The 12,906-nt window shown below is 59.5% G+C and carries 11 protein-coding genes; 10 read left to right on the forward strand and 1 reads right to left on the reverse strand.

What is annotated here, in order from left to right; genetic code table 11:
- Positions 1-14 precede the first annotated feature (14 nt).
- Positions 15-2,360, reverse strand: coding sequence for a 6-phosphofructokinase (locus ACWGXE_RS01225; protein WP_447600652.1), 2,346 nt, complete (start codon positions 2,358-2,360; stop codon positions 15-17).
- Between the two features lie 237 nt (positions 2,361-2,597).
- Here ACWGXE_RS01225 and pyk point away from each other — a divergent pair, with 237 nt between their 5' ends.
- The 10 genes from pyk to ACWGXE_RS01275 all read left to right on the forward strand — a co-directional run bounded on the left by pyk (position 2,598) and on the right by ACWGXE_RS01275 (position 12,858).
- Positions 2,598-4,055, forward strand: coding sequence for a pyruvate kinase (gene pyk / locus ACWGXE_RS01230; RefSeq protein ID WP_447600654.1), 1,458 nt, complete (start codon positions 2,598-2,600; stop codon positions 4,053-4,055).
- Positions 4,042-4,662: a hypothetical protein gene (locus ACWGXE_RS01235; RefSeq protein ID WP_447600655.1), complete on the forward strand. Its 621-nt coding sequence runs from the start codon at positions 4,042-4,044 to the stop codon at positions 4,660-4,662. The genes pyk and ACWGXE_RS01235 overlap by 14 nt, the downstream gene beginning before the upstream one ends.
- Complete coding sequence (locus ACWGXE_RS01240; RefSeq protein WP_447600657.1) at positions 4,659-5,312, forward strand: HAD family hydrolase; 654 nt, start codon at positions 4,659-4,661, stop codon at positions 5,310-5,312. The genes ACWGXE_RS01235 and ACWGXE_RS01240 overlap by 4 nt, the downstream gene beginning before the upstream one ends.
- Complete coding sequence (locus tag ACWGXE_RS01245) at positions 5,309-6,889, forward strand: M16 family metallopeptidase (RefSeq protein ID WP_447600659.1); 1,581 nt, start codon at positions 5,309-5,311, stop codon at positions 6,887-6,889. The genes ACWGXE_RS01240 and ACWGXE_RS01245 overlap by 4 nt, the downstream gene beginning before the upstream one ends.
- Before the next feature lie 26 nt (positions 6,890-6,915).
- Positions 6,916-8,421, forward strand: coding sequence for a M16 family metallopeptidase (locus ACWGXE_RS01250; RefSeq protein WP_447600661.1), 1,506 nt, complete (start codon positions 6,916-6,918; stop codon positions 8,419-8,421).
- A gap of 530 nt (positions 8,422-8,951) precedes the next feature.
- Positions 8,952-9,458 (forward strand): macro domain-containing protein, encoded by a 507-nt coding sequence (locus ACWGXE_RS01255; protein ID WP_447600663.1) that lies wholly within the window; start codon positions 8,952-8,954, stop codon positions 9,456-9,458.
- Positions 9,459-9,600: 142 nt separating this feature from the next.
- Entirely contained in the window at positions 9,601-10,443 is an 843-nt protein-coding gene (locus ACWGXE_RS01260; protein ID WP_447600665.1) for an MBL fold metallo-hydrolase, read from the forward strand.
- Between the two features lie 12 nt (positions 10,444-10,455).
- Positions 10,456-11,472, forward strand: coding sequence for a site-2 protease family protein (locus ACWGXE_RS01265; protein ID WP_447600667.1), 1,017 nt, complete (start codon positions 10,456-10,458; stop codon positions 11,470-11,472).
- A gap of 169 nt (positions 11,473-11,641) precedes the next feature.
- Positions 11,642-12,214 carry a zinc ribbon domain-containing protein gene (locus ACWGXE_RS01270; protein ID WP_447600669.1) on the forward strand — a complete coding sequence of 191 codons (573 nt, stop codon included), beginning with the start codon at positions 11,642-11,644 and terminating at the stop codon, positions 12,212-12,214.
- Positions 12,215-12,378: 164 nt separating this feature from the next.
- The gene (locus ACWGXE_RS01275; RefSeq protein ID WP_447600670.1) at positions 12,379-12,858 is read left to right on the forward strand and encodes an Lcl C-terminal domain-containing protein; all 480 of its coding nucleotides are present in this window, start codon (positions 12,379-12,381) and stop codon (positions 12,856-12,858) included.
- Positions 12,859-12,906: the final 48 nt, after the last annotated feature.

The raw sequence follows: 12,906 nt of genomic DNA on the forward strand, positions 1-12,906 counted from the left end.
CAACCCTCTCTTTGCTAGGATCGGCCTTGCGTCAACTCAAATCCGTGCATACGGGTGAACAATCCCCAATCGAATTGCTTGGGGGCCACGGCATGAAGCGGAATCATCTCAATATTGTCCTGATCGCGATAGGCGACCATGCAGCCCACGATCGTATCCGGCTGTTCCACGAGCCGGCGCACCGTTTCATAAGCCAGATGCTGGGCGATGGCTTTATCTTCGGGAGTAGGTGGGGCGCCGCGCAGCGTATGGCCGAGAATCGTTGCTTTCGTCGCCTGCGTCAGCGGGTAATGGTCCGGTTGTCCGCGCCGTTGCGGCCAGCGCGCGATGGTATTCGCCACAAAATCCACCAATCCATGAACTCCTCCCTCACGGTGATGCCGGTGGGGCGTCCGCTCCGCCACCACGAATAAGTGACTCTTATTCGGCACTCCCAACGTCCGTTTCAACGTTCCGAGAATGATATCGTCGATATAGGCGTTCGGATCGGGATGCTCGTTCACGAGAATGCCCTCTGCTCTGGCTTGATAGGCGCATGCCAGCGCGAGGTGGCCCGATCCGGCGCCCATGACTTCCACAAAAAAGACGCTGCCCATCGCGGCGCTCGTGGCCTTGAGCGATTCGATGGATTGATTCGCCAGTGCAACGGCCGAATGGAAGCCCAGGGAGGTCGTCCCGGCGATATTGTTATCGATGGTGCCGGGCAGGCCGACGACCTGCATGCCGAACGTTTCATAAATGGCCCGTGCGCCGCGCAGGCTGCCGTCGCCGCCCAGCACGATCACCGCGCCGTTCTCCGCGTAGCGCTCCAGATTCCGCATGGCGGCCTGTTGAACATGCTCTTCCTTGAAATCCTCGAAGCGGCTGCTGCCGATGGGGCTACTGGCATGGCTGCTCATGCCGCGAGTGTCTTGTTCGGTAACGGCGTCAATCCAATCATTGGCCAGACCGAGAAAGCCATGACGGACAAACAGCACGTCGAGTCCAAAGCGATTGCCGGTTACGCGTAATTCCTTCAAGGCCGCGCCGGCTCCGGCGAAGTCCCCGCCGGACACCAAGGCGATCAACCGCTTGATGCGATGCGGCTTGAGCGTCACCCGATCCTTTCGTGCACGTTCCACGGTGATCCAGGCCTCGCGCGCAATCCGCTCGCTCTCCAGAAGTCCAACCGCGGTGGAATACCCGGAGAGCTGCCCGTTCTCGAACACCAACAGCACGACATTGTCTTGTCCTTCCTTGTATTCCCCGAACTCGGTAAAAGCCTCGCGGAACGGCCGTGGATCGAGATAGATCCTGAGCGCGCGCAGCGTGGAGCTATGGGTGTACAGGCACAGCACCTTGCCGGGCTGAGATCGGCCGAGCCGGTGGATGCCGTCGATGACGTCGATGTACAGATCGAAGAAGGAGTGTCCGCCGGGATAACTATAGAAGGGATGTTTGATGAGCCGCTTGGCCGTTTTTGCATCGACACCAAAGGCCTGAGCCGCGGCGTCGGCTTCCGCCTGTTTCTCCAAGCCGGTCACCCATCCGAAGTCCTGTGACTCCAGCGCGATTTCAATGTCGGGACGCACGCAGCCGGTATCGGCCTTCTCCGGCAACAGGGCCTGGGTGATCCGGCGGCAGAGTTGTTCGGTATTGGGACTGCTGCTGATCAGATGGGTGAACGAGCAAGGATCCAGATAGTTGTGCAGATGGAGGTAGCCCAGCTGTTGGCCCACGACTCCGACCATCTGCGCCAGCGCGCGGCCGACCGCGTCCGCGCGGGGGACGCCGCGTTCCTCGTCCAGGACATTGGGCAGGCGGCGTCCGACGCGATGGGTCTTGCTTTCAACTCGTGAGACACCATGGCGCATCGTGAAGAACAGGGTCCGATCCGCGAGATCACGCGGCAGCAGCCAGAAACGATCGTCGCCGAGGTCCAGCACGATGCGGCCCTCGGCCAACTGTGGCGTCAACTGCGCGCGGGGCACGATGGCGACGGGGCGGCGATGCATCGGCTTCTGCACCGCGCCGATCGGCGCGCGGTACAGCGGCGCCAGTTCTCCACGGGCGAGCAACATATTCCACGCGGCATAGAAGACCAATTCATCGCCACCGCAGCTGTCGGCGATCAAGGCCGCACGCGCGGAACGATAGGCGTCGGCACCAGGAAGACCGGCTTGTGCCACCTGCACGAAGCGGCGGATGGCATCCATGGCGTCTTCGGCTCGCCGCACACGATCCGATGACGGCGCCGGAGAAGGTGGAAGCGCGATCCCACCGCTCGAAACCCGTTGGGCGAGCTGCGTTCCATACGCAAGGAGTCGTTCGATCGTGACAAAGTCCAATTTATCAGTCGATGTCTCTCCTACGCTCTCCATGGTCACCTCATTGCTTCATGGTCAATGGTCGCCCGGTTGGCTTCCGAAGCGCGGCATGCGTCGATCGATTGATCATCGTGTATCGCGAAGGACATGCTCTTTTGCGACCTGGATGGACGTTTGTTAGAATGGCCTACCAGCCCGAGTCGCGATGCAGTCATAAAACCGTCGCCGGGTGTCCGCGCATGGCCTACAAGATGGTGTGCGGGAGGGATCTTGTCAAGAGAGCCGTTTGGCATGCGGAAGGCGAAAATCGTCTGCACGATCGGACCGGCCAGCGATCAACCGGCCCTGTTGGACCAGTTGATCCAGAGCGGAATGGATGCGGCCCGGTTGAATTTTTCCCATGGTGACCATGCGTCCCATGCTCACGCCATTCAGGCCGTCCGTGAGGCGGCCGAACAGCGGCGCACCGCTGTCGCCGTCATCCAGGACCTGCAAGGCCCGCGGATTCGCGTCGGGGAGATCCCGGGTGACGGCATCGACGTGAGCGCGGGACAATCCGTGCGCCTGCAGACCGTCCTTCTGCGATCCGGCGGTCAGATCGGCATGCAGGCTGAGGCGCCGGCCGGCGGCATGGTCGACATTCCCGTCACCTATCAGCATCTGACCAAGGATGTGCAGCCCGGCGCCCGAATTCTAATTGATGACGGGTTGGTGGAGTTGCGGGCGGCTCGCATCTCGGGCGGCGCGGTCGAGTGTACGGTGGTGACGGGAGGCCGGGTGCGTTCTCAGAAAGGCATCAATCTACCCGGCACTCGTGTCAGCGCTCCCACGCTGACGGAAAAGGACCGGGAGGATCTCCGGTTCGGGCTGGCGCAGGGTGTGGACTACGTTGCGCTCTCGTTTGTTCGGGACGCCGCCGACGTCGCGGCAGCGAAACGATTGATCGTCGAGTATGGCGGGCCGGCGGTACCGGTCATTGCCAAGATCGAACGACCGGAAGCGGTTGTAAATTTAGAGGCCATCCTCGACGAAGCTGATGGATTGATGATTGCCCGCGGAGACCTCGGCGTGGAAATGGGGCCGGAAGCGGTCCCGGTACTGCAGAAGCGCATCATCGCCCGCGCGAATCGCCGCCGCCGGCTGGTGATCACCGCGACGCAGATGTTGGAATCGATGACCCACAATAAGCGCCCCACCAGAGCCGAAGCATCGGATGTGGCGAATGCCGTCTTCGATGGGACGGATGCCGTGATGCTGTCGGCGGAAACCGCCATCGGGCGCCATCCGGCCGACGTCGTCCGCGTCATGGACCGCATCGTCCGGGCAGCCGAGGAAGGGACGGAGCCGGAATTTGTGCGCCGCTCCGATATTGAAAAAGGCATGGTCTCGTTTCCGGAGGCGATTTCGACCTCCGCTGCATCGGCTGCGGCCGCCATCGGGGCCAATGCCATCGTCGTGTTCAGTGAAACGGGATTGACCGCGCGACTGGTTTCGAAGCAGCGACCGCTCGCGCCGATCATCGCCTTTAGTCCCTTTGAACGGACTCGCCGGCTGATGGCCCTTTACTGGGGCGTGATGCCTCATACCATGCGACGGATCGAGCAGACGGATGCGAGGGTGGATGAGGCTGAACGGCGCTTGAAGGAGGAAGGATTGGTCAAACCCGGCGAACGAATCGTGATTCTCTCGGGCACGAGAGTCAGCGAGCCGGGCGGAACGAATTTGATGAAACTGCATGAAGTCAGGTAGCGCGACACGGGCGGTGGAACTCGGCGACCGACATCCGGGCCGATCGCGGAACCGGGACATTGCATGGATGGCATGGGGCGTCACGGCGATGGTCGTGTGGTGGTCGGCTTTCGCGGGGCACGCAGCCGGCCAGACGAACGCGATTACCCACTCGCCGGCGGAGGTAGTCCAGAAATACTTGATGCTCGACAACAAGGGGGCGCGGCTTGATGCGGGGTCATTCGACACACTGGCGGCCTATGTCGGATGGAATGAGGAGCCGTCCTGGGGCAAAATCATCGTCATCAATGGATTTTCGGTTCCGGATGATTACCGCAAATGGGACATCATCAATTCGCTGGAAGTCATCATCCCGGTTGAATTCAAGGTTCTCGGGGCGGTCTATCTCGACACCGCCGGGTTTGTCGCCGAGCCCTCCGTGGAGCAGGTTCGGGTCCGGGTCAAGATATTGAACAGCCGGTGGAGGATCATGGAGCCGATGTTCCCGCCGCATGTGGGGCAGCGCCGCATGATCAATTTTGTGCGCCAGGCCATGCAGGAGGAGACCCAAGAGACCCGCCGCGCGACCCTGGCCGCATTGCAGAACGAGTTACGAAAGGTCAAATGATGAAAAAGAAAGCAGCCGTGGATCTGCTGATTTTTGATCTCGATGGGACGCTGATCGAATCGAAATGGGACATTGCGGATTCGGTCAATCTGACGCTGCGCGATCTCGAGTTGCCCGAGCGCTCGCAGGAGGAGATCTTTGGATTCGTGGGAGACGGCGTGAAGCGGTTGTTGCGCCTGGCGGTGGGTGAAGAGAATCCGGAGAAGTACGAGCAGGCGTTGCAGGTGTTTCGCCGGCACTATTTGCAGCATTGCCTGGACCGCACGCAGTTCTATCCGGGCATCGAAGGCATGCTGATGTATTTCGGACACAAGCAGAAGGCGGTGGCTACAAATAAGTCCATCGAGTACACCAACGTCATCCTGAACGGCTTGGGACCTCAACATTTTACATTCGTTGTGGGAGGGGATAACGGCTTCGGTCTGAAGCCGGATCCGGGCATGTTGCTTCATATCATGGAGAAGCTGGGTGTCTCCCAGGAACGGACCGTGCTGGTCGGCGACAGCACGAACGACATCAACGGCGGCCACAATGCGGGTATCCGAGTCTGTGCGGTCGGATACGGGATGGGGAACAGGGAAAAGATGGCGGCTTGCCGGCCTGATTGGTTTATTGAACGACCGGAAGAGTTGATGGAGTTATTCACATGAAGCCTTTGCGACGAAACCAGTGGTCCGTATGGATCGTGATTCTGCCGTTTATCCTCTCGTGGTCGGACGGATGGGCCAATGCGCCAAGCCTGGCCGACCGGGTGATTGAACATCGGCTTGCCAACGGCATGACGGTGTTGATGGTGGAGCGACATCAAACGCCCGTCGTGTCGATCAATTTGACGTTTGGGGTCGGCGGGATGAACGAGCAGGTCGGACAGACGGGCCTGGCCCATCTGTATGAGCATATGGCGTTTAAGGGAACGAGAACGGTCGGCACGAAGGATTATGAAAAGGAGCAGGCGGTGCTCGAAGAGCTGCATCGCGTCGGCGCGGAATTGGAGCGGTATGACAGAGAAGCCGTTTCAGGGAGGTCCGGGACGGATGCCTCCGGCGCACAGTTGAAGAGTGAACGCGAGGCGCTGCAGCAACGGTTCAAGGAGCTCCAAGACAAGGCCGGCGAGTATGTACTGGGTAATGAAATGGCGCTGCTCTATCAACGTCACGGCGCGGTCGGCTTGAACGCCTCGACCGGCAAAGATATCACTCGCTACATTATCAATCTGCCGGCGAATCGGTTGCCGCTCTGGGCGGCCTTGGAGGCAGACCGGATGGCCCACCCGGTGTTGCGCGAGTTCTACAAGGAGCGCGGTGTCGTCATGGAAGAGCGCCGGCTGCGGACCGACGACAGTCCAACGGGTCTTTTGTATGAGGCATTTACCTCCACGGCATTTCAGGCCCATCCTTATGGAGTGCCGACGATCGGCTGGGCGTCCGATATCCAATCGTTGACGCCGGAGGCGGCGCATGAATTTTTCAAGACTTATTACGGGCCCAATAACGCGACCGTGGCGGTCGTGGGAGACATCAATCCAACGGAAGTCGTCACCTTGATGGAGCAAACATTCGGAAAGATTCCCGCGGCCCCCGCGCCGCCGCCCATCGTGACCCGGGAGCCGACTCAACGAGGAGAACGCCGGGTGGAGATTGAATTCGAGGCGGAGCCGTCGCTAGCTATCGGCTATCACAAGCCGGGCTTGGGCCATCCGGATGATTTCGTCTTCGATGTCATCGATTCGGTCCTCACCGAGGGCACGACGTCCCGGCTGTACGGCAAACTCGTCAAGGAGAAGCGGCTGGCCGTGTCGGTTATGTCGGATACAAATTTTCCCGGCGTGCGCGCTCCCAATCTATTCGTGATCGCCGCGACTCCGCGCGCTCCCCATACCACGGAAGAAGTCGAGGCGGCGATTTTGGACGAGGTGGAACGGCTGAAGACCGAGCCGGTCTCGGCAAAAGAGTTGGAAAAAGTGCTGCACAATCTCGATGCAGACCTGGTGCGATCGCTCCGCTCCAACAGCGGCCTCGCGTCGCAGTTATCGTTTTATCAAACCGTAGCGGGAAACTGGCGCTACATCGTGCAGGCGCGCGACCGCATTGCGGCGGTCACGGCCGATGATGTGCAGCGGGTGGCGAAGCAATATCTCACCCGCGCGAATCGGACGGTCGGCGTGCTCGTTAAGAAGCCGGCTGAACGGAAGCTCGCTGCCGGCCGGATCGGTGAGGTGCAGCCATGAACCAAGCGGAATGTGAGGTGGTAAGCGTGAAACGTGAGGTGAGAAGTCGAGCGACGGTACCTTTCAGGCACCGAGCGAAGCGGGCGAAACGTTTAGTTGCCGGCCTCTTGACGGTGTTATTGCTGATGGTGGTGGCCGTGCAGGCGCCGATTCTCTTGGCCGGAGAACTTACGACGAGTGATCCAAGGCAGATGCGGTTCCCCACGGTGGAATTCAATCCGCCCGAGCCGGAGCGCTTGGTGCTCGACAACGGGATGGTGGTGTATCTGCTGGAGGATCACGAATTGCCGCTGATTACACTCAATGCGATGATCCGGACCGGGACGTGGCTGGATCCGGCGGACAAGGTGGGGCTCGCGGCTTTGACAGGCGCGCTCATGCGAACGGGCGGGTCGGCGCGCATGCCCGCCGACGAGGTCGATGATGAACTCGAACGAACGGCGGCCACCATTTCGATTTCATTCGGAAAAGAATCGGGATCCGCCTCGCTCGATGTCCTGAAGAAGGATTTCCCGCGCGGGCTGCAGATCTTTGCCGATCTCCTGCGGACCCCGGCGTTCGAAGCGAATCGGGTGGAATTGGCCCGATTGCAAGCCATCGAAGGCATCCGCCGGCGTCAAGACAATCCGGGGTCGGTGGCCGCGAGAGAATTTGCGAAGTTGCTGTATGGTCCGACTCATCCCAGCGCGCGCGAAGGAACTGTGGAGTCCGTCAAGGCGATCACGCGCGATGATCTCGTGGCGTTTCACCGGACGACGGTGCAGCCGAATGGCATTATTCTAGGCGTAACCGGAGATTTTGATAAGACCACCGTGCTGGCGATGCTGCGCGAGGTGTTCGGCGATTGGCCGAAAGGGGCCGTGCCGATTCTCAGCATTCCGGATGTGGCTCCCGGCGAAGCGGCGGCGGCCGCCGTCCGGTTTATCAGCAAAGATACATCACAAACGCATGTGCGCATGGGCCATCTGTCGATCAAAGAGACCGATCCCGATTATGTGGCGCTCGCGATTGTCAACGATATTCTGGGAGGCGGCTCCTTCCGAAGCCGGCTCTTTAACGATGTCAGAACGAAACGGGGCCTGGCCTACTCGGTGGGCAGCACGTTCCGCGCCGGCTCACACGATCAAGGGGTGTGGTATGTGCGGGCCGAGACCAAGCTGCCTTCAACACAGGAGGTGGTAAATCGGTTCGTCGCGAACATCGAGCGGTTGCGCCAGGAACCGGTCGCCGACGCGGAATTGGATGAGGCAAAAGAAGCCTATGTCAATTCCTTCGTCTTCTCGTTCACGAGCGCGGCGAGCATTGTCAGCCGCTTCATGGATCTGGAATACGACGGGTTGCCGAAAGATTGGTTGCAACAGATCCGCGACAAAGTCGTGAAGCTGACAAAAGAAGATATCTTGCGGGCGGCCCAGAAGCATTTGCATCCCGAACGCCTGCGTCTGCTGGCCGTCGGGTCCGGCGAGACGCTCCAGAAGGTGCTGGCGAGTTTCGGGGACGTGAAAGAGATTAAGCTGGCGCCTGAAGGATGAAGGGGAGGGCGACTGACGAACGGCGGGCAGCTCCGCCGTCGCCATGATCCGATGAAGTGCAGTGGCTATTCGGATAGGTGGATGATTTGAACGCGGGCTCCTATAAGGCTGCGACCAGGTCGCAATGCCGTCGCCCGCTCTCGCATTCTTTCGCTGGACTGTGAGTCGCGCCATGGCGAGCGGCTCCGTGCCCATCCGTTCCAGCCGCGGGTCTGATGTGTCGAAAAACACAGATCTTGATTGACCGCGAACGACTACAGTATCCCAATCGTAATTGCTGTGTTGAAACTCTTTAAAGACTAGAACATAGGACGTTTTGGTTCATACAATGTGAATCACCGAGGATACAGACACTTATGGCGGGTGCGAATACACTGGTTATGATTTCACGAAGAATCCGTTATTGAATGAAGCGTATGCAGCTGCCAACGCTCCTGAGCTGATCTGATTATGAGATAGGAAAGGTTTTACGGAGTGATGCAGACCACGCGTCGCAGGGAGGCGCATTGGGTAATGTACGAGCCGCGCGTATGAACAAACGGTCCATCTCAATTAGTATTACCCATGGCAGCATCCTCGACGTCGAGGCTGACGCTATCGTCAATGCGGCGAATAGTTCCGGTATTATGGGCGGTGGGGTGGCCGGGGTGATCAAGCGAGCGGCCGGTCAAGGAGTGGAAGATGAGGCCCGGCGCCGGGCGCCGATTGCGGTAGGAAATGCGGTTCTCACATCAGGCGGCGCGACGAAATTCAGAGGCGTTATCCATGCACCGACGATGCTGCAGCCGGGGATGCGAATCCCCGCTGCAAACGTAGGGTCGGCGACGAAAGGGGCGTTGATCGAAGCCGATGCACATGGCTTGGAGTCGATCGCATTGCCCGGCATGGGCACAGGCGTCGGAGGCGTCCCCCATCGCGATGCCGCGGCGACGATGATCCGGGAGATCAAATCTTATTCGCCTCGCTCTCTCAAATTGGTTATTCTGGCGGATGTCGACGAGGCGATGGTGGAAGCATGGCGTGCTCAATTGAAGTAGACTCGTCGCTCGTCGTTCGTATCTCGTACGGAAGGAAGAAAGAATGGAACTGACGTCCATTGTTCGTCGCATCAGGGCTTCAAGGGCTGCAACACGTTCATCTTGACGCTTCACGAGACGCGACTCACGCTTCACGGCAATCATGGCGTTGGAAGACGACTTCAGCGATATCATCAAGAAATCTCGGACCGGGCAGCAGCGGTCGGTGACGGACCTGTCCCGACTGACTGGGCTGTCTGAGTCCGAGATCATGAATCTTGAGCGCGGTCACGCTCCTCAGCATCGGGAACAGGTTACCGCCTTGGCGAAGGGCCTCGGGCTCCGCCCGGGTCCTCTGGAGGAAATTGCGGCCGGCTCATGGAGACCACGTACTGTGCCGGCCGTGCCGGGCCTGGACATCATTATTGGGTCGATCGGCGGGTATGAGGTCAAAGGTTATGTGCTGCATAATGGGGGCGACGCCGTCATCATCGATACCGGGTACGATCCGAAGGCGATGCTCGAATTACTGGCTCGCCGCCGGCTGCGTTTGCGAGGCGTCTGCTTGACACACGGCCATGCGGATCACGCCGAAGGAATCAAGGATATTCTGGCTGCCTGGCCAGTTCCCGTGTATTTAGGTCCGGCCGATCTCGATTTGCTTGATTGGACGCCTCAGAGCGATGTGTTGAATGTTCCAAACGATGGACAGAAGATCCAGGTCGGCGACTTCACAGTCACCTTCATGACCACACCGGGCCATACGCCCGGCGGCATTTGTTATCGCGTCGATCAAGCCGAACACCCGCTCTGTTTTGTGGGAGATACGCTTTTTGCCGGATCGATCGGCCGTTCGAATCCGGCAACTCTCTACGACACCCATCTGGAATCCGTCCGTCATCGTGTGTTGAAATTACCGGATGAGATGTTGCTCTTTCCGGGGCACGGGCCGGCCACTACAGTTCGTGAAGAATTGGCTCACAATCCCTTCGTCAAGCAGATATAAGGCGGGTGGCGTATGAGCAGCGTCGAGCCAGACGAGCAACGAACGGGCTCGGCGGCTGACGGAGCCTTCTCACTCTTATCTCCCGGTGAGCCGGTGCGCCCCCTCCTTGATCCCGCTCCAGCACGGCCGGCAGAGGAGACTGAAGCCGACGACGAATCCGTACGTTCGTGGTTTTCCGAGTTCGGCCTGCCGATTGGGCTTTTCGTCTTGACCGTCTTCACCACGCTTTGGGCGGGCGCGTATCAGACCAAGACCACGCTGTTTCAGGGCCCCTGGAAATTCTTGACCGATGATCCGTCCGTATTGTGGAAGGGAATTCCTTTTTCGGCCACGCTCCTCGCCATTTTAGTGACCCACGAATTCGGGCACTATCTGCTGTCCCGCATTCATCGAACACCGGCCTCGCTCCCGCTTTTTATCCCGGGTTTTCCGCAATTGGTCGGGACGTTCGGTGCGATCATCCGCATGCGAGGGCCGATCAGCAATCGGAAGGCGCTGTTCGACATCGGAGTCGCCGGACCATTGGCCGGGTTCATCGTGGCGGTGATCGCGCTGGCCGTCGGACTGCACTGGTCGGAAGTGGTGCTCGATTCCGGTATCACGGATACGTTTCGGCTGGGACCGTCGCTGCTGTTGGACGCCTTTATCTGGCTCTTCATCGGTCCGGTTCCGTACGGCCACGTCATCGACCTGCATCCGATCGCCGCCGCCGCCTGGTTCGGGCTCTTTATTACCTCGCTCAATCTCATTCCCATCGGTCAACTCGACGGAGGCCATGTCGCGTACGCGCTCTGGGGGGAGCGCCAGAAGACCGTGGCCTTTGCGCTTCTTCCGCTTCTGATCTTTCTCGGCTTCACCGGCTGGCCCGGATGGTTCGTGTGGATTGCGATGGCGGGACTGTTCGGGTTCGGCCATCCTCCGATCCTGGATCCTGAGGCGCTCTTGGGCCGTCGCCGAGTCTGGCTCGGCCGCTTCACCGTTGTGATCTTCATTTTAACTTTCTCGCCGATTCCCATCACGGTACGCTAGCCTTGGACTCTCTGATCGGTGCCGGCGAAGCGCACGGTCCAGGCTGCGCGCCGGCCATCTTCGCGTGCATCAATGAATCAGTAAACCGAGTGCCTCTTCTATGGACCGACCGTCATACACCCGAATGCACCGCCGCTCCACGAAATCGGCAAGCCGGCTGATATCGCTCATGTCCCGGCCCCCATGGGAAGATGATGCGGTCAACCCGTTTTTCTTCGCGGGACGCTGCCTGCTATTCATCCTGCTTGCCGTGTGGGGATGGATTTTTATGATCACCCCCCTCGAATTGAATTATGCCGGGAAATCCGTGCTTCATCTGGTGAATCTGCCATTCCACGAGGCGGGGCATGTGTTTTTCATCCCATTTGGGCGGTTCATGACGGTGCTCGGCGGCACTCTGGGGCAGATTGTAATGCCGCTCATCTGCGGAGGAACGCTCTTGCTGAAGACCCGTGACGCCTTCGGTGCATCCGTTGCGCTCTGGTGGACCGCCGAGAATTTCATGGATATCGCACCCTACATCAATGATGCGCGGGCACTGGAACTCATGCTGCTCGGCGACGTGACGGGACAGGATGTCGAGGGACATGATTGGGAGTATCTTCTCGGTTCGCTTGGTTGGCTGCGCTACGATCATCTGCTGGCTCATCTTGCGCAGTGGGTGGGCATCAGCGTGATGGCGCTCGCGTTACTCTGGAGCGTTTTGGTCCTGGCCCGGCAATATCGAAGCCTCGGTCGATAGCCAAATACCGCGGACTCAAGCCTAGTTCCGGCTGATCGATCATCGAATCCCGGACATCGTGGCCTCTTGAAAAAACCTGCTACGTGGTGCACGCTAACCCACGCCGGAAGACGAGGGTCTAGCTATGAGTTCGGAGTTCTATGTTATGAGGAGCCGCTTACCTGATGGAGCAGGCTAGAGGCGCTTGGTCTCTGTTCGGCGTAATTCTGTGTCTGGTCGCGTGGCCGCATGAGAGCCGAGCGGTGGACGACTCAGCGCAGCGATTCACGATTGTCTTGGACGGCCAAGCGGTCTTGGACCGAAAGACCGGTCTTACCTGGGAGCAGGAACCGGATCGAATCCATGACGTCTGGGAGGCTTCCATCGCGCGTTGTGCGGCGAAATCCGTGGGGGGACGGCAAGGCTGGCATGCTCCATCGGTAGATGAGCTCAAGACGTTGATCGATCCCGACCAACAGGATCCCTCTTTGCCGCCGGGCCATCCATTTTCCAATATCAAATCCGAAATCTATTGGACGGCAACTCCTCATCCGAACGACGACATGGTCGCCTGGCAGGTGAGTTTTTTCAGCGGCGAGCCGGTTACCGATCAGAAATCCGGGACCCGTCGCATGTGGTGTGTGCTTCACCAACCGCCTCACTGAAGGACATTCACGATCATCACGTCCCGCCTGGCGACCACCATTATCTAC

It is taken from the genome of Nitrospira sp. Nam80, from assembly GCF_965152575.1.

Excerpts from the sequence above, each read along its gene's own strand:
- ACWGXE_RS01260 (WP_447600665.1), top strand. The coding sequence starts at position 9,601 with ATGGCGTTGGAAGACGACTTCAGCGATATCATCAAGAAATCTCGGACC.
- ACWGXE_RS01225 (WP_447600652.1), bottom strand. The coding sequence starts at position 2,360 with ATGGAGAGCGTAGGAGAGACATCGACTGATAAATTGGACTTTGTCACG.
- ACWGXE_RS01240 (WP_447600657.1), top strand. The coding sequence starts at position 4,659 with ATGATGAAAAAGAAAGCAGCCGTGGATCTGCTGATTTTTGATCTCGAT.
- ACWGXE_RS01255 (WP_447600663.1), top strand. The coding sequence starts at position 8,952 with ATGAACAAACGGTCCATCTCAATTAGTATTACCCATGGCAGCATCCTC.
- ACWGXE_RS01265 (WP_447600667.1), top strand. The coding sequence starts at position 10,456 with ATGAGCAGCGTCGAGCCAGACGAGCAACGAACGGGCTCGGCGGCTGAC.
- ACWGXE_RS01270 (WP_447600669.1), top strand. The coding sequence starts at position 11,642 with ATGTCCCGGCCCCCATGGGAAGATGATGCGGTCAACCCGTTTTTCTTC.
- ACWGXE_RS01245 (WP_447600659.1), top strand. The coding sequence starts at position 5,309 with ATGAAGCCTTTGCGACGAAACCAGTGGTCCGTATGGATCGTGATTCTG.
- ACWGXE_RS01235 (WP_447600655.1), top strand. The coding sequence starts at position 4,042 with ATGAAGTCAGGTAGCGCGACACGGGCGGTGGAACTCGGCGACCGACAT.
- pyk (WP_447600654.1), top strand. The coding sequence starts at position 2,598 with ATGCGGAAGGCGAAAATCGTCTGCACGATCGGACCGGCCAGCGATCAA.
- ACWGXE_RS01275 (WP_447600670.1), top strand. The coding sequence starts at position 12,379 with ATGGAGCAGGCTAGAGGCGCTTGGTCTCTGTTCGGCGTAATTCTGTGT.